The sequence below is a fragment of the Alcaligenes sp. Lyrl_28 genome, from assembly GCF_051948705.1.
GTDB lineage: Bacteria > Pseudomonadota > Gammaproteobacteria > Burkholderiales > Burkholderiaceae_B > Alcaligenes > Alcaligenes ammonioxydans.
The window spans coordinates 239207-259485 of record NZ_JAYJLG010000004.1 but is presented as its reverse complement, the minus strand read 5'-3'; the positions used below and the strand labels follow the sequence as shown (position 1 = coordinate 259485).

The following is a 20279-nucleotide window of genomic DNA, read 5'->3' as shown; positions in this document are numbered from 1 at the left end:
TTATGCCCCTGCTCTGCGTGCAGCGATGCGACGCAGCAGGATCGGACCCACACTAACCAAAAGTGCTGCGATCCACAAGGAAATCGATACCGGGCTCTCGAACAGAATGCCAAGCTGGCCGTCGGTGATGGACAAGGCCCGACGCAAATTCTGTTCCATCATATTGCCCAAGACCACACCCAGCACCATCGGCGCCATAGGCACATTCATTTTGCGCAGGAAATAACCCAGCACCCCAATGCCAACCACCAGCAGTAGATCAAAAGTCGTGCCATTGATGGCATACACGCCGATATAACTGATGGCCAAAATGCCAGGCACCAACAGGCGCGGTGGAATGGCCAGCATGGACGCAAAGACCCGAACCATGGGCACGTTCATCAGAAACAGCATGACGTTGGCGACCATCAAGGAAGCGATCAGGCCCCAGACTATCTGTGGCTGCGACTCAAACAGTACCGGCCCGGGCGTGATGTTATACAAGGTCAAGGCCCCCATCATGACCGCCGTCGTCCCCGAGCCGGGCACTCCCAAAGTCAGCATGGGAATAAAAGAACCCGTGGCGGCACTGTTGTTGGCCGCTTCCGGCGCAGCCAGACCTCGCATATCACCCTGACCAAACATGGCGTTAGGGTCCCTGCCTTCGATATATTTCTTCTCATTGGCGTAAGCCACCGCAGAGGCCACGCTTGCCCCGGCTCCGGGCAAAATGCCAATGAAAAATCCCATCAGGCCACCGCGCACCGTGCTCCACCAGGTCAGGCCCAGCTCTTTCAGATTAAAGAGCTTGCGCTTGCTTTTAGGCACTTCAATCGACACGCCACCCAGCAGGTTTTCCAGCATCTGCAGCATCTCGGCCACCGCAAACAAACCGATCACGACAACCACAAAATCTATGCCATCGGCCAGATTCGGGATATCGAAACTGTAGCGATACACCCCTGAGTTGGCATCCACGCCCACCGTGGAAATAAACAGCCCCAGCATGGCCGCCAGAATACCCTTGACCGGCTCATCACCCAACAGACTGGTCAGGGCGCAAAAAGCGAACACCATCAGCACAAAGTACTCGGCGGGGCCAAAGGCCACGGCCCAGCCAGCCAGCATCGGAGCCAGCAGCACGATGCCGCAAATAGCAATTGTGGAGCCAATAAAGGAGGCAAATGCCGACAAGGACAAGGCCACACTGGCCATCCCTTTGCGAGCCAAAGGATAACCATCCAGGGTGGTCATGACCGCAGCCGCCTCACCGGGCACGTTGATCAGAATAGAGGTAATCCGCCCACCATACTCGGCCCCCACATAGACGGCGGCCAGCAGAATCAGGGCCGATTCGGGCGGCAATTTCATCGCAAAAGCAATGGGCACCAACATGGCCACGCCATTGATAGGCCCCAGGCCTGGCAAGACGCCGACAATGGTACCGATAAAGGCGCCGATCGCCGCCACCAGCAGATTCTGCGCGGAAAAGGCGACGCCAAAACCGACACTCAAATATTCCAATATCGAGCTCATAACCACGCTCCCAGAATGCCATGTGGCAGGACCACGTCCAGGCCCAGGTCAAACAAGACGAACAGCCCCACTCCCATCGCCAGCCCCCCGATCAGGGCCTGCTTCCACGAGCCGCCAAACAAACGCCCCACCAAGGTGGCCATCATCGTGGTGGCGACAATAAAGCCCAACCACTGAAACAGCCAGGCATAGGCAGCCAGATAGGCCACCATCATCAAAATGCGCCCGTTCGCGCCGGGCGGATTGGCGGCAACTTGCCCACCGCCCTTGAGAATCAGGCGCAATCCGCACAGGGCGATGATCAGGGCCAGCAACAACGGAAAGGCCTTGGGCCCAACGGGTTCGTACGAAAAGGGGGGCTCTAGGTCATAGCCAAAAGCGGTGATGAGGGCGGCAAACACCAGCGCGCCCACGCCAAGCACGCGATCATTTAGCGTCATGATGGAATTCTCCGGATTTTCCCGCCGGAAGCGGCGGGGCAGACAGTGGGCTCCCGACGCGCAGCGGCCGGGAGCGCCGTAAAGACTTACTTCTTGATCAAACCAAACGAGTCGGCCAATTCGCGGTACTGAACCACCTGTTGCTTGACGTAGGTATCCAGTTCCTGGCCACTCATATTGAACGGAAACAGGCCTTGTTGAGTCTGCAGACGCGCAAACTCCGGGGTTTTCATGAGCTTGTCAAAAGCTTGAACCCACCATTGATATTGCTCGTCAGAAACCTTGGGGCCGACGTAAAAGCCACGGATAATCGGCCATTCGATATCAAAGCCCTGCTCTTTGGCGGTAGGGATGCTGGCCATCGCGCCGTCAAGCCGCTTGTCATTGAACACCGCCAGGACCCGGATGGGCGCGCCGCCCTCCAGCATGGTGTGAGCCTCGGCCGCATCGCCCATGTAAGCCTGAATATGGCCGCCACGCAACGCTGTCATGGCCTCACCGCCGCCCTCAAAAGCGACAAAGCGCATTTTGCGGAAATCCACATTGGCTGCTCGCGCCGTCAGCGCGGCTTTCATCCAGTCCTGCCCACCGACCGAGCCACCTGCACCCAGCACAATCTTGCTGGGGTCGGCCTTGAACGCCTCCATCAGCGCCTTCAGATCCTGGTAGGGCGAGTCGTCACGCACAATGGCCACCCCGTAATCACTGCCAATCGATGCCAGCCAGCGCACATCGTCTACGGAATACTTGCCAAATTTGCCCTGCGCCAGATTCAGCAAGGAGCCTCCCGAAAACGCCGCGATTGCATTGCCGTCACCCGGGCGCTGCGCAACGATGTGGTTATAGGCCACCGCCCCTACGCCACCAGGCATGTAAACGGTACGCATGGGGTTGTCCAGCAGCTTGGTTTCGAGAAAACCATTCACAGCTACACGACAGGTCAAATCAAACCCGCCGCCCGGCTGAGCAGGCGCGATGCACTCGGGTTTAGGTGGTTGCTGGGCGCTCACACCGCTCAAGCTGCTCAGGCCCAAAAGGCTGCCTGCCAGCAGCACCCGTAGTTTCATGTGGATAGTCATTGAATCGCCTCCAAGAGGATCGTCGTCGTTGTAATGGTTGCGACCTTACCGGAGCGAAGCTTTCGCCTACCTTTCAGTTCTGCCAAAAAACGATATTTTCAAGGGTATACCCTGAATCAGAGGTTCAAGAGTCCAGGGCATTGAACTCCAGGCGCACGATCAGACCACGCTGGCCCGGCCCTGGCTGAAGGCTCATCCGGGCATCGTGAATCTGGGCAATCGCCTGCACGATGGCCAGCCCCAACCCCGACCCTTGCAAAGCCTTGCCCGCCTCGCCACGACGAAAGCGATGCCCCGCCTTGGCCATATCATCGGCACTCATGCCCGGCCCATCATCCTCGACCTGTATACGGCACACGTTTCCCTCTTGCTGTACCGACACGGTGATGCGAGCACCTTTTGGACAATACTTGATCGCGTTGCTGACCATATTGCTGAGGGCCTGCTGCACCAGCCACGCCTCGCCTGCTACCCGCACCGGTCGGGACGGCGCTTCCAGCCCCAGGTCCTGACGGCGCGACCGCGCCAGACTCCATAACTCATCGACCACCTGTGCCGCCTGCTGACACAGATCCACGGTTCCCAATGCAGCCCGAACCCGTAGTTGATCCGCCGCATCCCGCACTCGTGATAAGGCCACCATCTGATGCGTCATCTGCGCCGTATTGTTCAAACGCTGCTGGATGGCATCGAGCACCTCTTTCATCTCTTCGGTCTTGGCCAGCGACAAGGCAAAATCCACCTGGGTCAACAAGACCGCCAAAGGCGTTTTCAACTGATGAGAGGCATCATCCAGAAACTGCTGCTGCTCTCGCGACTTGCGGGCATAACGCTCCATATGCAGGTTGATGGTCTGCACCAAGGGCCGTACCTCGCGCGGCAGACTGACGTCACTGATCGGCTCCAGATTGTCGGGAGAGCGGTTCCTGACCTCTGCGCTGAGCTTGCGCAAAGGACGCAAGGCCAGCAAGGTGCCGACCAGAATGAGCACAATAAACAGGCTCAACACGGCCAGATCCTGAATCAGATTCTGAAAAATCACCTTGCGAATGAAGGCATCGCGCTCACTGAGATTCTCACCGGCCTGTATCAAAACCCGACTGTGCTGGTAGGTCTGCAGTCGCCCGTCCGACTCCAGTGCGACCGCCGCGATTCGCAAGGGTTCGCCCAAATACTGGGCATCATAAAAAACCGGCTGATTACTCTGTAATCGCTTGGCGGGCAACGGCATGCCCGTAAACCCAATCTCCGACAGCCCATCTTCGGTGGCGATCCGAAAATACACCTGGCTGCTGATGGTGTACTCCATGTACTCCATCATGTAGTAGGACTGCTCCATCGCCAAGCCGCCACTGATGGTGGTCACATTGGCCGCCATGGACTTGAGCGCCCCGGCCAGAGCCCGATCAAAGGCCGCGTTCACCTGATCCTTGAGCATCATGCTGGACACGAACAAGGACACGCCCGATGTCAGCAATGCCACGGGGATCAACATGCACAGCAAAGTACGACGCAAGCTGCTCAGGGCCATGGTCGCTCCCGACAGAAAGCCACGTTAGGGCTCCTCATCCGTGACAGGCTCCAGGCAATAACCGACCCCGCGCAAGGTCACGATATGCACATCCGAGTCCTGCAGTTTCTTGCGCAGACGGTGCACCAACACTTCGATAGCCTCGATATTGATTTCATCCTCATCCTTGTCGTTGAGCCGGTCCAAAATGAACTGCTTATTGACTGGCTCTCCGCTGCGCTGCACCAGAATGCGCAACACCTCCGCCTCACGCGGCGACACGGACAAAAGAGCGCCATCCAGCGTGAAGCGCTGTGTGGACAGGTCGTAGGCCAGGCTCGCACAGGCCATACGGGGCTTTTCCTTGCCGCGGCTGCGGCGTATGAGCGCATTGACGCGTGCCACCAGTTCTTCAATCCGGAAAGGCTTGGGCAAAAAATCATCTGCCCCACACTCGAGCGCCCCCACGCGTTCCTGAAGCGAGTCGCGCGCGGTCAAAATCAGGACGGGCGTGCGGTTGTCCTCGGAGCGCAGGCGCGCCAGCAAAGCACGACCATCCATGCCCGGCAGACCCAGGTCCAGTACCAGGGCATCAAATTCCTCGATCCGCAAGCGGTGATAGGCCACCATTCCGTCGTTGGACCATTCAACCGTAAATCCTTTCTTTTGCAAGCTGCGCGTCAGCCACAAGGCCAAATCAGGCTCGTCTTCGATCAGTAAAATACGCATGGCGGAAAGTAAAAAACAAAACAGGACAGCAACAATAATAAGCCGCCAAAGGGCACGGACCGCGTTTCAATGATCCGCCGGCTCGGTCAACTCCAGCACAAAACGACGCAGCCACCGACTTTCCTCATCGTGCTCCTTGTTGATATCCCAGATCATGGACACTACAAACGAGGGCACACGCAGTGGCACTGGCGAGACAGCCAGACGGCTATTGCATTCCACGAAGGAGCGGGCGGCATAGTCCGGCATGGTCAACACCAAAGGGCTGCCGACAATCGCATTGATCGCCCCCGAAAAGTGGGTAAATGAGGCCTTGACCTTGCGCTGCAGGCGCTCGGCATCAAACAGTTCATCTACAAAACCACGCAGCCCGTCAAAAGACACCCGGCCGTGATGAGCATGAAGGTACTCCTGCTTGCTGATGGGACTGGAGAACTGCACCGAATGGCGATCATAAATGCAGATATAAGAAGCCGAAAACAGGACCTGTGATTTGTGCATGGTGCTCAGGAACTTGGGACTGGAGCAGATGGCCAGATCCGCCCCGTGCTCCTGCATGCTTTGCGGCCACAAATAGCTGTTGGTCTGATAGAAGGAAAAACTGATGGTCCAGCCTTGCTCGTTGGCCGTGCGGATCATGCGTTTGGCCAGCATATTCTCCAGATCATCCGATAAGGCAATGCGAAACACCCGACTGGAACGAGTGGGGTCGAAGTCCTGATCGGAGGTCAGCAGCGTCGAAATGCTTTTCAGGGCTTCGGATATCTGCGGAGCAATCTCCAAGGCACGATGCGTGGGAGTCATGCCATGCGAGCCCCGCGTGAACAACTCGTCATTAAAGACCACCCGCAACTTGCGCAAGGACGCGCTGACCGCTCCCTGGGTCAGAAACAAGGCATTGGCGGCCTTGGTGACGCTGCGCTCATTCATCAAACACTGAAACACCAGCAACAGGTTCAAATCCATGCGCCTGATATTAGCGATATTAATCGAAGCCATTTTTCTAATTAGTTTGAATAATTATTTGGCTTGATTAGACTAAAAATCAGCCACAACCACAATAAGGGCCAGGTACATACCTGCCCCACTCGAGGAGATTGTTATGGGCACTGCTACCACCGCCCCTTCCCACGCCAAACCGGCCCCCCCAGGCCAGCCGGGTCTGAGCCGAAAACAAGTGCTTGCCGTAGGTATCGGCAACTTTATGGAATGGTTTGATTTCGCGATTTACGGCTACTTTGCAGCCGTCATTGGCAGCATCTATTTTCCATCCGACGCCGCCGGGGTTTCCCTGTTGTCGTCCCTGGCCGTATTTGCGGTGGGCTTTGTCTCACGTCCCTTTGGTGCACTGATTCTGGGTCCCATTGGTGACCGCTTCGGGCGCAAGACCGTGCTGATGATTACCGTCTTTGGCATGGGCGTCTTTACCACCTTGATTGGCCTGCTGCCCGGTTACGCCACCCTGGGTATCACAGCGCCTATCCTGCTGGTCATCCTGCGTTTTTTGCAAGGCATGATGGTGGGCGGAGAATGGTCGGCAGCCGGTATTTTCCTGGTGGAAAGTGCCCCCGCCCATCGTCGCGCCAGTGCCGCCAGCGTGGTCACCTTTACCGCCGGTATCGCTTTTCTGGTGGGGACCGCCACAGCAGCCGCCATCAATGCCAACCTGAGCGATGAGCAAGTCTACAGCTGGGGCTGGCGTGTACCTTTTGTGCTGTCCATTGTGATGACGTTCATTGCCGTCTTTATCCGTCGCAAGCTCAATGACACGCCGGTCTATCACGAGCTGCAGGAAAAGAAGGCCAACCACACCCTGGAGCGGGTTTCGTCCAAAGACAAGTTCAATGCCTTTGTCCTGTCCTTCGCATTTTCGGCCCTGTTTCTGGTGTCGCTGTATTTCTTCATCACCTACGCCAATAACCACCTGGTCTCCGTTTTGGGGCTGAGCAAGACAAATGCCCTGTGGCTGTGCAGTGCGTCCCTGGTGGTGTATTGCATCCTGCACCCGCTGGTTGGCCGTTTCTCGGACCGCTACGGACGACGCAAGCTGGCCTTGTTTGCCGCCGCTGGCCTGACCGTCATGGCCTACCCGATTTTCCTCTTGATGAACACTGGCAAACCGGCCCTGATCCTGCTTGGGCTGACCATTCTGGCCTTTCTGGTAGCCATCTCCGCCGTCATGAACGTGGTGCTGCTGGTGGAAGTATTCCCGGCGTCAATCCGCTCCACCGGCGCCGCCTTGGGCCACAACGTTTCATCGGCTCTGTTGGCCGGACCGGGCCCCTTCATTGCCGCGGCTCTGATCCAGTACACCGGAAACCCCAACGTACCGGCCTGGTATCTGGCCGCGGTATCCCTGGCGAGCTTGCTGATTCTGTATACCCGCCTGCCCGAAACTCAACATGTGGACCTGTCCGCGGGCTAACCCCTAAAGGAGAGTAGTTATGAGCAAAGTTGCTGTTATACAAGCGGCATCCATTCCCTTTGACTCTGCCAGCAGTGTCGACAAAGCCGCCACTATCTTGCAGCGCGTTGCGGCCAACGGCGCCACACTGGCGGTCTTTCCCGAGGCCTTTCTGGGGGGCTACCCCAAAGGCATCAGCTTTGGCAGCGTGATCGGCAATCGTCGTCCCGAAGGCCGCGCCCTGTATCAACGGTACGTTGAGGGTGCCGTCACCTTGGGCGGCCCTGAACTGGAAGCCCTGGCCGAGGCGGTCACCCAGACCGGTGTCTACACCGTGATGGGCGTAATCGAAAAAATGGGTCGCACCCTGTACTGCACCGCCTTGACGCTGGCTCCCGGCAAAGGCGTGGTGGGCATTCACCGCAAGCTGATGCCTACCGGACAGGAACGTCTGGTATGGGGGTTTGGCGATGGCTCCACCATGGGGGCAGTCGACACGCCACTGGGCCGTCTTGGCAGTGTGATCTGCTGGGAAAACTATATGCCGGCCCTGCGTCAGACCATGTACGCCCAGGGTACTGAAATCTACTGCGCTCCTACTGCTGACGATCGCCCCACCTGGGCCTCGTCCATGATCCACATTGCCGTCGAAGGCCGCGTGTTTGTGCTGTCCGCCTGCCAGGCCATCCGCCTGAACGCCTATCCCGACGCCTTTCAGAAGGAATTTGCTCTGCCCGGCGAATTTGCACCGGACAGCTACGTCATGCATGGCGGCAGCATGATCGTCAGCCCTACCGGCCAAGTGCTGGCCGGCCCGGTATTCGACGAAGAAACCGAGCTGTACGCCGAGCTGGACATGGATTTGCTCAAGCAGGCCAATCTGGACTTTGATGTCTACGGCCACTACTCGCGCCCCGATATCTTCTCCCTGCATGTGGACACCCGTGCCAAACAGGTAGTAAGGCTGCAAACCGAAAACTCAGACGAGTAAAACCGCGACGCCCTGCGTCGTAAGAGAAAGCGGCCTGATTACGCGTATTATTTGAGGGGTCGGATCTGTCGCATCGTACTTACGTAGCCTGCTGTCGGTAAGATATGCCTTCCCGATCGAATTTCTTTTTTGCAATAGCCACTAACTTAACGTTAAAAGATCCAAAACGGGCTGATAACGAGACATCTGTAACTGTGTCTCGTTCAGCCCCATGCCCTCAGCCAACTGAGACAGCATTTTCGGACTCAACGGTACAGCCCCCTCTTCGATCCTCATGTACGCTGCCACACTGATCCCTATCCGCCCCGCTAGGCGTTCCCGTTTGATCTCCAAATACTCTCTCCACGCTCGAATCAGCGTCCAATGATGTGTACACATGTCCTTTAACACCACATACGGAATGCCCTTGTCAGAATGCACGAAGCGCGGGGTTGCCATCACCTTGCGCAAACACTCGTCCCGCATGGAATCACGCGTTAACAGATGTCCATACAACACAGCCTGCTCAGGCAGCGTACGAGGATCAATATCTTCTGTAGTCAACAAGTATGTATTCATCATGGATGACAATCCAAGGATTTAAGAAAATGAGTTAACCCTGAACTTACTACATCGCTTCCTACAGAGATGTCAGATAATTCTGAAAGCTCTACCAGACCGTACTGCCAGCCGAAAGAGATCAACAAAAACATCTAAACGGAAATTAATATCCTAAGTAAACGGCCTGACGCTTGAACTCAGCCCGAGAGATTAGGTAAAAGATCAGAAGCTGTATTTTCATCCTAGCTGTCGCCAAATACGTAAGCCTCATCTCCGACAACGGGCGTCCAGTCATGTAACTGATAACTGGCCAGCGTATCCGAAGCCAACAAATCCGGGTTCGGCTCAAAACATCAACCCCTCGCACGCCGATACCCCAGCCATGTATGTACAAATGCCTGTTCACACGGCGCGTCGATGGTGAGCCGCTCACGCGCCATGCGACCTTGTCCCGAATAGCCATAAAGCCACAGCTAGCCCTCTGTCTTTACCCCTGACTATTTGCCCGCAGACTCTACGCCGTGCCCAATACACCAAGACGGGCACCTATTATTGCTAAAGATACAAAACGGTGTGTTGGGCTGAGCCAGAGGCCATTTAACAGCGCTCTGCCGCCTGCAAGCACCTCTGAGATCACTGGACCCCGCTTCTGCTCCTCGTGCGCATTGACTATCCGGTTACTTTCAGACCGACTCCTTCAAACACACGGCATATTTCAAAAAATCCCATGCAAATAGTAGGTGAATACCCGCATCACCGACTACACTTGCGGCTTCGGCGTGAAAACCTCAATAGAATCAAGATCGTCCTTGATCAATTTGGTACGCGCTTTGGACAGTAAGGCATACGCTCAACGCTTATACTGTTCAACTATAAAACAGGGGCAACGCTCATAAGGCCACCCCCTGCAGATTTCAAACACGAAAACACATCCTATTGGAGAGCCGCATGGTTAACATGAATCGGCGTCAGTTCTTCAAAGTGACGGGGGCCTCGCTGGCCAGCTCCAGCATGGTCTTGCTGGGCGCTGCGCCCACCCCCGCCATGGCGGAAGTCAGGCAGTACAAACTGACCCGCATGACAGAGACGCGAAATACCTGTCCTTATTGTTCTGTTGCCTGTGGGGTACTGCTGTACTCTCGCGGTGACGGCGCCATGAATGCCGAGCCCAGCGTGGTTCACATCGAAGGCGATGCCGATCACCCCGTCAATCGCGGCACACTCTGTCCCAAAGGCGCTGGCCTGGTGGATTTCATCAAGAGCCCCAACCGACTCAAATATCCGGAATACCGTGCCCCCGGCTCGGACAAGTGGGAACGCATCTCCTGGGAAGACGCTTTCTCGCGTATTGCCAAGCTGATGAAGGAAGACCGCGACGCCAACTTCCAGACCACTGCCGACGATGGCACCGTGGTGAACCGCTGGCTGACCACGGGCATGCTGGCTGCCTCGGCAAGCAGTAACGAAGTGGGTTACGTCACCCATAAAGTCATCCGCAGCATGGGTGTTCTGGCGTTCGATAACCAAGCACGTGTCTGACACGGCCCGACGGTGGCAGGTCTTGCCCCGACGTTTGGCCGTGGAGCGATGACGAACCATTGGGTCGACATCAAGAACGCGGATATTGTGCTGATTATGGGCGGCAACGCAGCCGAGGCGCACCCCTGTGGTTTCAAATGGGTAACCGAGGCCAAAGCACACAACAATGCAAAACTGATCGTCGTGGATCCACGCTTTACGCGTTCGGCATCCGTGGCGGATTTTTACGCGCCTATACGTACTGGCAGCGACATCACCTTCCTGGGTGGCGTCATCAAGTACCTGTTGGATAACGACAAGATCCAGCATGAGTACGTGCGCAACTACACCGATATGCCCTTTATCGTGCGCGAGGACTTTGACTTCGAGCAGGGGCTGTATTCGGGCTACAACGAAGAAAAACGCAGCTACGACAAGTCCTCCTGGGACTACGAGCTGGGCGAGGACGGCTACGTCAAGACCGACCCCACCTTGCAGCACCCCCGCTCGGTCTACCAGTTGCTGCGCAAACACTACGAGCGCTACACGCCCGAGATGGTGGAACGCGTCTGCGGCACGCCCAAGGACAAATTCCTGAAAGTCTGTGAGATGCTGGCCTCGACCGCAGAGCCCGGTCGTGCAGGCACCATTCTGTATGCACTGGGCTGGACGCAACACAGTATTGGTTCGCAGATCATCCGTACCGGCGCCATGGTGCAGTTGCTGCTGGGCAATATTGGTATTGCCGGCGGTGGCATGAACGCGCTGCGCGGGCACTCCAACATTCAGGGCCTGACGGACCTGGGTTTGATGTCCAACCTGCTGCCCGGCTATCTGACCTTGCCCAACCAGGCCGAGAAGGATTTTGACGGCTATATTGGCGCGCGCGCCCAACAGCCACTACGTCCCAATCAGCTCAGCTACTGGCGAAACTACAAGAAGTTCCATGTCAGCCTGATGAAAGCCTGGTTCGGTGATGCCGCCCAGGCCGACAACAACTGGGCCTACGATTACCTGCCCAAGCTGGACAAGCTCTACGACATGCTGCAGGTGTTCGAGCTGATGGACGAAGGCAAGATGACAGGCTATATCTGTCAGGGCTTCAACCCCCTGGCGGCAGCGCCCTACAAGGCCAAGCTGCTGCGTGCGTTCTCCAAGCTCAAGTACATGGTCATCATGGACCCGCTGGTCACGGAAACGTCGGAGTTCTGGCGTAACTACGGCGAGCACAATGATGTCGATACCGCCTCCATCCAGACCGAAGTCTTCCGACTGCCCACCACCTGTTTTGCCGAGGAAGAAGGCGCACTGGTGAACTCGGGCCGTTGGCTGCAATGGCACTGGAAGGCCGCCAACCCACCGGGCGAGGCCAAGAGCGATATTGAAATCATGAGTACGCTGTTCACGCGTATCCGCTCGCTGTACGAGAAAGAAGGCGGCGCCTTCCCTGACCCGATCCTGAACCTGTCCTGGCCCTACTCCAATCCGGACGATCCGACCGCCGCTGAACTGGCCAAGGAGTATTCCGGACGTGCCCTGGTCGATCTGGTCGATCCCAAGGACCCGACCAAGATCACGCGCAAGGCCGGCGAGCAGCTCGATGGTTTTGGCGAACTGCGCGACGACGGCAGCACGCTGAGCGGTTGCTGGATCTATGCCGGCGCCTGGACGCAGCAAGGCAACCTGATGGCTCGCCGCGACAATAGCGACCCGACCGGCATCGGCCAGACGCTAAACTGGGCCTGGGCTTGGCCAGCGAACCGCCGGGTGCTCTACAACCGGGCTTCCTGTGACCTGAACGGCAAACCGTTTGACCCGCGCCGCAAGCTGATTCACTGGGACGGCAAGCGCTGGGTGGGGGCGGATATCCCTGACTACAAGGCCGATGAGAACCCGGCTGACGGCATGGGACCGTTCATCATGAACCCCGAAGGGGTAGCCCGCTTCTTTGCCCGTAAAGGCATGGCGGAGGGCCCGTTCCCCGAGCATTACGAGCCCTTTGAAAGCCCCTTGAGCTACAACCCGCTCAGCCCTGATGAGCCTCGTGCCATCACCAACCCGGCAGCCCGTATCTTCAAGGACGACCTGGCCGCCATGGGTACGGTAGACAAGTTCCCCTATGTGGGTACCACCTACCGCCTGACCGAGCACTTCCACTACTGGACCAAGCACGTCAAGCTCAACGCCATCGTGCAGCCCGAACAGTTTGTGGAAATTGGCGAGGAACTGGCCAAGGAAGTGGGCATTGTGCAGGGCGACCGCGTCAAGGTGTCCTCCAACCGTGGCTACATCAAGGCCGTGGCGGTGGTGACCAAACGCATCAAGGCCCTGAACGTGGATGGCAAGATCGTCCATCAGGTGGGAATCCCGCTGCACTGGGGCTTTGTGGGTCTGGCCAGACCCGGTTTCCTGATCAATGCGCTGACCCCGCCAGTAGGCGATGGCAACTCGCAAACGCCGGAGACCAAGGCCTTCCTGGTTCAACTTGAAAAGGTTAAGGAGTAAGCCATGGCCTTGCAATCACTTGATATCAAACGGCTCTCCGCAACCACCACCCCATCGCCCAGCGTGCGCGAGCCCGTGGGCGGAGAGGTGGCCAAGCTGATCGACACCAGTAAGTGCATTGGCTGTAAGGCCTGTCAGGTCGCCTGCATGGAATGGAACGATACGCGTGACGAAATCGGCCACAACGTCGGGGTGTATGACAACCCGGCCGACCTGACCGACAAGTCCTGGACCATCATGCGTTTTGCGGAGTATGAGAACCCCGCTGGCGATCTGGAATGGCTGATTCGCAAAGATGGCTGCATGCACTGCGAGGACCCGGGCTGTCTGAAGGCCTGCCCCTCGCCGGGCGCCATCGTGCAGTACACCAACGGCATCGTCGATTTCCACGAGGAAAACTGCATTGGCTGCGGCTATTGCGTAACCGGCTGTCCCTTCGATGTGCCTCGCATTTCGGAAAAGGACAAGAAGGCCTACAAGTGCACCTTGTGTTCGGACCGTGTCGCTGTTGGTCAGGAGCCGGCCTGTGCCAAGACCTGTCCGACTGGCGCAATTGTCTTCGGAACCAAAGAAGACATGCAGCAGCACGCGGCCGAGCGTATCGAAGACCTGAAATCGCGTGGCTTTGACAATGCCGGCCTGTACGATCCGGCCGGCGTGGGCGGCACCCACGTCATGTACGTGCTGCACCACGCCGACAAGCCCGAGCTGTACAGCGATCTGCCCAAAGATCCGCAAATCAGCCCGATGGTCTCGTTGTGGAAGGGCGTGGCCAAGCCCCTGGGGGTCGCGGCCATGGCACTGACCGCCCTGATTGGTTTCTTCCACTACATCCGAACCGGTCCTAACGAGACTGACGAGGAAGACGAGCGCCGCGCCGACGAGGAAGCACGCAAGATCCAGGAGGCCCACCATGACTGATCACAACCGCAAGGACCTGATTCAGCGCTACACCACCAGTCAGCGCATCAATCACTGGATCATTGCCATCAGCTTTGTGCTGCTGGCCTTGTCCGGTCTGGCGCTGTTTCATCCGTCCATGTTCTGGCTGAGCCATCTGCTAGGCGGCGGGCCCTGGACACGCATTCTTCACCCATTCATTGGCGTGGTGATGTTTGTGTGCTTTTTCCTGTTTGCGGCTCGCATGGTGCGGCACAATATGTTCTCCAAGGGTGACGCAGCCTGGCTGCGTCACTTCAAGGACGTACTGGACGCCAAGGACGAGCGTATCCCCGAGGTTGGGCGCTACAACGCCGGGCAAAAAATCCTGTTTTTTGCATTGGTAATCTTCATGATTGGCCTGCTGGCAACCGGTGTGGTGATGTGGCGCGAATACTTTTCCGCCTTCTTCCCCATCTGGGCCATCCGTCTGGCCTCCGTGCTGCACGCGGCCTGCGCCTTGCTGATGATTTGCGCGATTATCGTGCACATCTACGCTGGGATCTGGGTCAAGGGTTCGGTCAAGGCCATGACCCGCGGCACGGTGACCCGCGCCTGGGCCTGGAAACACCACCGCGCCTGGTTCCGTGAGGAAATGGAAAAAGGTCAACGCCGTTCCGCCAAATAAGCGGTAATCTGCTTTATCAGTAACCCGGCTGCCATGCGCCATTTCGGGCATGGCAGCCTTGTTTTCAGGAGTCTGTCTTGCAACGCATCCTTCCGCGCGGCGAAATTGAAAGTCTGGACCACACCTCCATCCCCCGACTGCGCCTGCCTGTGCGAGCCAGCGTTTTTGCGGACCGGGCGGCGCGTCTGCGTCAACTGGCTGCCGACAACCCCGTCGGCGCCTATCTGCAGTTGCTGGCGCACCTGGTGGACGGCCAGCACACGCAACTAAGCGCCCTTTCCCCCACTGAGCTGCCCGCTGATGTGCTGGAAACGGCCCAACGGCACGGCATGCCGCCCTTGTTGGCCTCGGGCTGGAAGCGCGATCCGCAGTGGCTCAGCATCTTGAGCAACCTGCTCAATCACATGATCCAGAACCCGGACGTGCCCGCTCCCGCGCAAGAGGTCTGCCAGGGCCTGCTGAAAGCAGCCCAGTCCGATCCGCAAAAGCTGGAAGACCTGGCTGACGCGATTCTGGCCGAACAACTGCCGGAACAAGAGGGCGCCGCGGCCCCTTTTGTCATGGCCGCCTTGCAGGTGTACTGGACGCACCTGGCCTGCTCGCTGACCGAAGGCCAACTGTCGGTCACCAGCCCCTTTGGCGTGTGCCCGTCCTGCGGCAGCCTGCCCGTATCCAGTGTGGTGCGTGTCGGTGGTCGTGAAGACGGTTGCCGTTATATGTGTTGCCCTCGCTGCAGCGTGGAATGGCATCTGGTGCGAGTCACCTGCTCGCACTGCGAAAGCACCAAAGGCGTGGCTTACCACGCGATCGAGGATGGCCCGGAAGGAATCAAGGCCGAGTCCTGTGACAACTGCCACACCTACCGCAAAATCTTCTATCAGGAAAAACAGCTGGGCATTGACCCGGTTGCCGATGATCTGGCCAGTCTGGCTCTGGATGTCTTGATGGGCGAAGCAGGTTATTCCCGTGCCAGCGGCAATCCCCTTCTTTGGCAGCAGTCTTAAGCTAAGATTCCCCTACGCCTTGCTGTCGTGCACGCAAGGCGTAGCCGAGAGACCTTGCCCACAGACTTTGCCTGCCTTTGAATGATGAGCCCCACTCCCGAACTCTCCCCCGCCCACATCCCCTCCCTGGACCGCCTGCTGCGCTCGTCAGAGTTCCAGCCTTTGCTGCGCCAGTTTGGCCACTCCCGCCTCAGTCAACACACTCGCGGTCATTTGCAGGCACTGCGGGAAGCGGTGTTAAAGGGTGCGCTAAGCCCCCAGGATCTGGAGCCCGCGCAGCTCGCCAAAGCCCTGCAAGCACAGTTGCAAGCAGAGTCCCGCTTAAAGCTGCGCCCGGTCTTTAATCTGACCGGCACCGTGCTACACACCAATCTGGGGCGTGCCATGTTGCCAGAGGACGCCATTCAGGCCGTTGTCCAGGCCATGCGCTCACCCGCCAATCTGGAATTTGATCTGGCAACCGGGGGGCGAGGCGACCGTGATGACCTGATCAGCCCCTTGCTGTGCGAACTGACTGGCGCCGAGGCCGCTACTGTCGTAAACAATAATGCAGCTGCCGTGCTGCTGATGCTCAGCACCCTGAGTCCCCAATGCGAAACCGTGGTGTCACGCGGCGAGCTGGTTGAAATTGGCGGAGCCTTTCGCATTTCCGACATCATGAAACGCGCCGGGGCGCTTTTACATGAAGTCGGCACCACCAACCGTACCCATGCGGCCGATTACGACAACGCCGTCAACGAGCGCACCGCCATGTTAATGAAGGTGCATTGCAGCAACTACGCCGTCAAAGGTTTCACCAAAAGCGTTTCGGTAAGGGAAGTGGCACAGATCGCCAAGAAGCACGGCCTGCCCACCAGCGTCGATCTGGGCAGTGGCACCTTGGTTGATTTAAGCCAATGGGGCCTGCCACCCGAGCCTACCGTGCGCGAAACCATCGAAGCGGGCGCCGATATCGTGACTTTCAGCGGTGACAAGCTGTTGGGTGGCCCACAGGCAGGCCTGATCGTAGGCCGCGCCGATCTGATCGCCAAGATCAAGAAGAACCCGCTCAAACGCGCCTTGCGTGTAGGCAAAATCACGCTGGCAGCACTGGAGCCCGTGCTGGCCTTATACCGTTCGCCAGAGCGCTTGCCCGAGCATCTGACTACCCTGCGTCTGCTGACCCGACCTGCGGCTGAAATGCGCGCCCAGGCACTGCGTTTGGCACCAGTCCTGCAGCAATGGGTGGGCACACAATTTGCTGTCGAACCCACTGCCATGTTGAGCCAGATTGGCAGCGGGGCGTTGCCCGAAGATGTGCTGCCCAGCTTCGGGCTGCGCTTTGCCTACAAAGGGCCGGGCCGTCCGGGCCGCCATCTGACCCAACTGGAAGAACGCCTGCGCAGTTTGCCCCAGCCCGTCATCGGACGCATTGCGCAAGATGCCTTCTGGCTCGACCTGCGCTGTCTGGAAGAACACGCTGAACCGTTGCTCAGCGCACAACTGAATCCCGAGCAAGCATGATTGTTGGTACTGCAGGCCATATCGATCACGGCAAAACCACTTTGATCCGCGCCTTGACGGGCGTGGATACCGATCGTCTGGAGGAGGAAAAAAAGCGCGGCATCTCCATCCAGTTGGGCTATGCCTACACGCCTCTGCCCGACGGCCAGATCCTGGGCTTTATTGATGTGCCCGGCCACGAGCGCCTGGTACACACCATGGTTGCAGGTGCCACGGGCATTGATTTTGGCTTGCTGATCGTGGCGGCAGATGATGGTGTCATGCCACAGACCCGCGAACATCTGGCCGTGCTGCAATTGCTGGGCTTGAATGCCGGAGCCCTCGTACTGAGCAAGGCCGATCGGGCCGATACCGCTCGCCTTGAATCGGTCAAGGCGGAACTACGAGCGCTTGCTCACGGCACCTTTCTGGAACAGGCACCTGTCTTTGTGGTGGATGCCTTGAGTGAGGAGCATCCCGGCCTGCAAGCGCTGCGCCAGCATCTGCATACGCAGGCCATGCAATCGACCCGGCAGGAAGGGCAAGGTTATTTCCGTCTGGCCATTGATCGTGTGTTCACCTTGCAGGGCCACGGGACAGTGGTGACCGGCACCGTGCATGACGGTACGCTGGATCTGGATGGCCCCCCGGTAGACCTGCACCTGATGCCACGCGGCACGCCGGTACGGGTACGCAGTATTCATGCTCAGAACCGGGCCTCACGCCAGGCCCGCGCCGGACAGCGTTGCGCCCTGAACCTGGGTGGGATCGATGTGCAGGATATCGAGCGTGGCGACTGGCTGGCCGACGCCCGCTGTTTTATCCCTTCTACACGTATCGACGTGGAACTGAGCCTGCTGGACAAGGACATGCCCGCCTTGCGTACCTGGTCGCCCTGGCATGTGCACCTGGGCGCCGCGCACCTGACAGCCCATGCCGTGCCTTTGGAGGGCGACGCCTTGCAAGCCGGTCAGACCGCTAAGGTTCAACTGGTCTTTGACCGACCTATCTGCTCCATGACCGGTGAACGCTTTATCTTGCGCAACGCACAGGCCAGCGAAACAGTCGGTGGCGGGATTGTGCTGGACCCGAATGCACCAGACCGCAAACGACGCTCTACGACACGACTGTCCTGGCTGGACGCCCTGACACAATGGGCGCGCGGCGGACCACTGGAAGGCCTGCTGGCCCACGCACCTTACGGCTTGGACGAAGCAACGCTCCTACGTCTGTCGGGTGGAACGCAGCACCGCTTGATCGCTCCTGCAAACGCCCGCTGGCACACCGGGTCCCGCCCACAAAGTCAGCCTATTTTGCTCGGTGATGCACGCCTGGAAGCGCTCTGCCAACACGTAGAAAGCGTGATGCTGCAGTTTCATGAGCGCTATCCGGACGAACCGGGCCTGTCCGTCAGCCGCTTGCGCCGCATGGCGGCACCCACCATGCCCGACGCGGTCTGGCAACTCTTAAGCGAGCATCTGCTGGCAGAACAGCGCCTGGCTCGACAGGGTGCCTGGCTGCATACCCCAGGGCACCGCGTCACGCTCAGTCCCGATGATCAAATCCTGGCCGCAGCCCTGCTGCCGTTAATCGACGCTGGCCGCTTCGATCCACCCTGGACACGCGATCTGGCCAAAGAAACCGAGGCGCCCGAGGAGCAGACGCGCAACGTGCTGCGCCGACTGGTCCGCCAAGGCGAACTGTTTCAGGTCGTGCATGATCTGTTCTACCACCGTCGTCAGATTGCGGCTCTGGCCCACATCGTCGAGGAACTGCACACGGGTCAAGGAGTCAGCGCCGCCCAGTTTCGGGACGCAACCGGATTGGGCCGCAAACGGGCCATTCAGATTCTGGAGTTTTTTGATCGTATCGGCTATACACGACGGGTGCGTGATCGCCATGTTTTACGAGGCGAGGCCTGGGCAGCAGCGGATTGAACCAAAAGCGCGAAGTGGGTGCCGAAGCAGACGGCTCCCCGATCGTTGAAGCCTGACCGGCCCTAACGTATGATAGGGCCTCTTGAAGGAAAGCATCCGTGCCCGGTGGCACGGCCGGGCTTCAAACCCGGTTGGGGGCGTCAGACGTTCCCAGGTAGGTTCGACTCCTGCTGCTTTCCGCCACCTGCCTTTGAGCGAGAGATCGCCTGCGATCTCAAACGCCCCCAAGACTATTCACCCCTGGGTTTTACTCAAGTGCATCGGCATGATGCTTTAAAGCCTTGCGCACGTAATACTCGAAGCCAATCTCGGACCGGCGAGGGCGCAAGATCCAGTCATGTGCCTCTCGCCCCAGCTCCGGAAGAATCGGCTTGATCTGCCCGGCAGACATAGCCAGCAACTGCATCCGCGCGGCACGCTCGAACTGCAAGGCCAGCACACAGGCTTCTTCGATGGAGCCGGCCGCAATCAACATGCCGTGATGCGCCAGCAAAATCGCACGCTTGTTACCCAAGGCCTGGGAGATGATCTGCCCTTCTTCATTGCCGACAGGCAAGCCAGGCCAGTCTTTCAGGAAAGCACAGTCCTCGTACAGCGTGCAGTTATCCATATGAGAGACTTCTAAAGGCACGCCCAACATGGATAAGGACGCCACATGCAAAGGATGGGTATGGATAATGCAATTGACGTCGGGTCGTGCGCGATACACCCAGGAGTGAAAGCGGTTCGCCGGATTAGGCATGCCCTGCCCTTCCAGAACCCTCAGGTCCTCATCCACCAGCAAAATATTGGACACACTGATCTCATCGAAGCCCAAGCCTAACTGCTGGGTGAAATAGGTACCTTCCTGCTTGCCCCGCCCTGTAATTTGTCCCGCCAAGCCGGAGTCATGACCGCCGTCAAACAGAATTCGACAGGTCAGGGCCAACTTTTCTCTAACACTGCGTTCCGGAACCTGAAACTGAGCCTGCATCTGTTCCTGCGCGCGAGCGATCAACGTTGATTTGGACAAATCCATCGTCGTAGTCATGAGTATTCCTTGTGAACAGCCTGGAGCA

General features: G+C 58.2%; 16 protein-coding genes and 1 tRNA gene. 9 read left to right on the top strand and 8 right to left on the bottom strand.

From position 1 onward, the window contains the following. The 6 genes from VF694_RS11795 to VF694_RS11770 form a co-directional block, all read right to left on the bottom strand. The gene (locus VF694_RS11795) at nt 1–1515 is read right to left on the bottom strand and encodes a tripartite tricarboxylate transporter permease (RefSeq protein WP_440164431.1); all 1515 of its coding nucleotides are present in this window, start codon (nt 1513–1515) and stop codon (nt 1–3) included. Further along, nucleotides 1512–1955 carry a tripartite tricarboxylate transporter TctB family protein gene (locus VF694_RS11790; protein WP_059318181.1) on the bottom strand — a complete coding sequence of 148 codons (444 nt, stop codon included), beginning with the start codon at nt 1953–1955 and terminating at the stop codon, nt 1512–1514. Before VF694_RS11790 ends, VF694_RS11795 begins: the two co-directional genes overlap by 4 nt. A gap of 86 nt (nt 1956–2041) precedes the next feature. After that, entirely contained in the window at nt 2042–3034 is a 993-nt protein-coding gene (locus tag VF694_RS11785) for a Bug family tripartite tricarboxylate transporter substrate binding protein (RefSeq protein ID WP_003805049.1), read from the bottom strand. 124 nt (nt 3035–3158) lie between these two features. Then, on the bottom strand, nt 3159–4565 hold the full coding sequence (locus tag VF694_RS11780) for a sensor histidine kinase (protein WP_059318180.1): 1407 nt from the start codon (nt 4563–4565) through the stop codon (nt 3159–3161). A gap of 24 nt (nt 4566–4589) precedes the next feature. Then, complete coding sequence (locus VF694_RS11775) at nt 4590–5273, bottom strand: response regulator (protein ID WP_003805055.1); 684 nt, start codon at nt 5271–5273, stop codon at nt 4590–4592. Nucleotides 5274–5339: 66 nt separating this feature from the next. Then, on the bottom strand, nt 5340–6239 hold the full coding sequence (locus VF694_RS11770; protein WP_003805057.1) for a LysR family transcriptional regulator: 900 nt from the start codon (nt 6237–6239) through the stop codon (nt 5340–5342). Nucleotides 6240–6375: 136 nt separating this feature from the next. Here VF694_RS11770 and VF694_RS11765 point away from each other — a divergent pair, with 136 nt between their 5' ends. Both VF694_RS11765 and VF694_RS11760 read left to right on the top strand, forming a co-directional pair. Next, a complete protein-coding gene (locus VF694_RS11765) occupies nt 6376–7698 on the top strand; it encodes an MFS transporter (RefSeq protein ID WP_059318178.1) in 1323 nt (440 codons plus the stop codon). Nucleotides 7699–7717: 19 nt separating this feature from the next. After that, nucleotides 7718–8668, top strand: coding sequence for a carbon-nitrogen hydrolase family protein (locus tag VF694_RS11760; RefSeq protein WP_003805062.1), 951 nt, complete (start codon nt 7718–7720; stop codon nt 8666–8668). A 141-nt stretch (nt 8669–8809) separates the two neighbouring features. On the opposite strand, the gene VF694_RS11755 is transcribed toward VF694_RS11760, so the two are convergent. Continuing rightward, nucleotides 8810–9229, bottom strand: coding sequence for a helix-turn-helix domain-containing protein (locus tag VF694_RS11755; RefSeq protein ID WP_440164430.1), 420 nt, complete (start codon nt 9227–9229; stop codon nt 8810–8812). 927 nt (nt 9230–10156) lie between these two features. On the opposite strand from VF694_RS11755, the gene fdnG reads away from it, so the two are divergent. From fdnG to VF694_RS11720, 7 genes are all read left to right on the top strand, one after another. Next, nucleotides 10157–13231, top strand: coding sequence for a formate dehydrogenase-N subunit alpha (gene fdnG, locus VF694_RS11750; protein WP_153008905.1), 3075 nt, complete (start codon nt 10157–10159; stop codon nt 13229–13231). A gap of 3 nt (nt 13232–13234) precedes the next feature. Beyond that, on the top strand, nt 13235–14152 hold the full coding sequence (gene fdxH / locus VF694_RS11745; RefSeq protein ID WP_003805067.1) for a formate dehydrogenase subunit beta: 918 nt from the start codon (nt 13235–13237) through the stop codon (nt 14150–14152). Continuing rightward, nucleotides 14145–14798: a formate dehydrogenase subunit gamma gene (locus tag VF694_RS11740; protein ID WP_003805069.1), complete on the top strand. Its 654-nt coding sequence runs from the start codon at nt 14145–14147 to the stop codon at nt 14796–14798. The genes fdxH and VF694_RS11740 overlap by 8 nt, the downstream gene beginning before the upstream one ends. Before the next feature lie 77 nt (nt 14799–14875). Further along, nucleotides 14876–15802: a formate dehydrogenase accessory protein FdhE gene (fdhE, locus tag VF694_RS11735; protein ID WP_059318177.1), complete on the top strand. Its 927-nt coding sequence runs from the start codon at nt 14876–14878 to the stop codon at nt 15800–15802. 84 nt (nt 15803–15886) lie between these two features. Then, the gene (gene selA, locus VF694_RS11730) at nt 15887–17305 is read left to right on the top strand and encodes an L-seryl-tRNA(Sec) selenium transferase (RefSeq protein ID WP_440164477.1); all 1419 of its coding nucleotides are present in this window, start codon (nt 15887–15889) and stop codon (nt 17303–17305) included. Continuing rightward, a complete protein-coding gene (selB, locus tag VF694_RS11725; protein ID WP_440164429.1) occupies nt 17302–19221 on the top strand; it encodes a selenocysteine-specific translation elongation factor in 1920 nt (639 codons plus the stop codon). The genes selA and selB overlap by 4 nt, the downstream gene beginning before the upstream one ends. Before the next feature lie 87 nt (nt 19222–19308). Then, nucleotides 19309–19404 (top strand) — tRNA-Sec (locus VF694_RS11720). Nucleotides 19405–19468: 64 nt separating this feature from the next. Here VF694_RS11720 and VF694_RS11715 read toward each other — a convergent pair. After that, nucleotides 19469–20251, bottom strand: a complete 783-nt coding sequence (locus VF694_RS11715; protein WP_440164427.1) for an aldolase — start codon at nt 20249–20251, stop codon at nt 19469–19471. Nucleotides 20252–20279: the final 28 nt, after the last annotated feature.

What these genes read in the sequence shown, in the direction of transcription:
- VF694_RS11785 (WP_003805049.1), bottom strand. Translation starts at nt 3,034, where the DNA reads ATGACTATCCACATGAAACTACGGGTGCTGCTGGCAGGCAGCCTTTTG.
- VF694_RS11770 (WP_003805057.1), bottom strand. Translation starts at nt 6,239, where the DNA reads ATGGATTTGAACCTGTTGCTGGTGTTTCAGTGTTTGATGAATGAGCGC.
- VF694_RS11795 (WP_440164431.1), bottom strand. Translation starts at nt 1,515, where the DNA reads ATGAGCTCGATATTGGAATATTTGAGTGTCGGTTTTGGCGTCGCCTTT.
- VF694_RS11790 (WP_059318181.1), bottom strand. Translation starts at nt 1,955, where the DNA reads ATGACGCTAAATGATCGCGTGCTTGGCGTGGGCGCGCTGGTGTTTGCC.
- fdxH (WP_003805067.1), top strand. Translation starts at nt 13,235, where the DNA reads ATGGCCTTGCAATCACTTGATATCAAACGGCTCTCCGCAACCACCACC.
- VF694_RS11715 (WP_440164427.1), bottom strand. Translation starts at nt 20,251, where the DNA reads ATGACTACGACGATGGATTTGTCCAAATCAACGTTGATCGCTCGCGCG.
- VF694_RS11765 (WP_059318178.1), top strand. Translation starts at nt 6,376, where the DNA reads ATGGGCACTGCTACCACCGCCCCTTCCCACGCCAAACCGGCCCCCCCA.
- selA (WP_440164477.1), top strand. Translation starts at nt 15,887, where the DNA reads ATGAGCCCCACTCCCGAACTCTCCCCCGCCCACATCCCCTCCCTGGAC.
- VF694_RS11755 (WP_440164430.1), bottom strand. Translation starts at nt 9,229, where the DNA reads ATGATGAATACATACTTGTTGACTACAGAAGATATTGATCCTCGTACG.
- VF694_RS11775 (WP_003805055.1), bottom strand. Translation starts at nt 5,273, where the DNA reads ATGCGTATTTTACTGATCGAAGACGAGCCTGATTTGGCCTTGTGGCTG.
- VF694_RS11760 (WP_003805062.1), top strand. Translation starts at nt 7,718, where the DNA reads ATGAGCAAAGTTGCTGTTATACAAGCGGCATCCATTCCCTTTGACTCT.
- VF694_RS11780 (WP_059318180.1), bottom strand. Translation starts at nt 4,565, where the DNA reads ATGGCCCTGAGCAGCTTGCGTCGTACTTTGCTGTGCATGTTGATCCCC.
- VF694_RS11740 (WP_003805069.1), top strand. Translation starts at nt 14,145, where the DNA reads ATGACTGATCACAACCGCAAGGACCTGATTCAGCGCTACACCACCAGT.
- selB (WP_440164429.1), top strand. Translation starts at nt 17,302, where the DNA reads ATGATTGTTGGTACTGCAGGCCATATCGATCACGGCAAAACCACTTTG.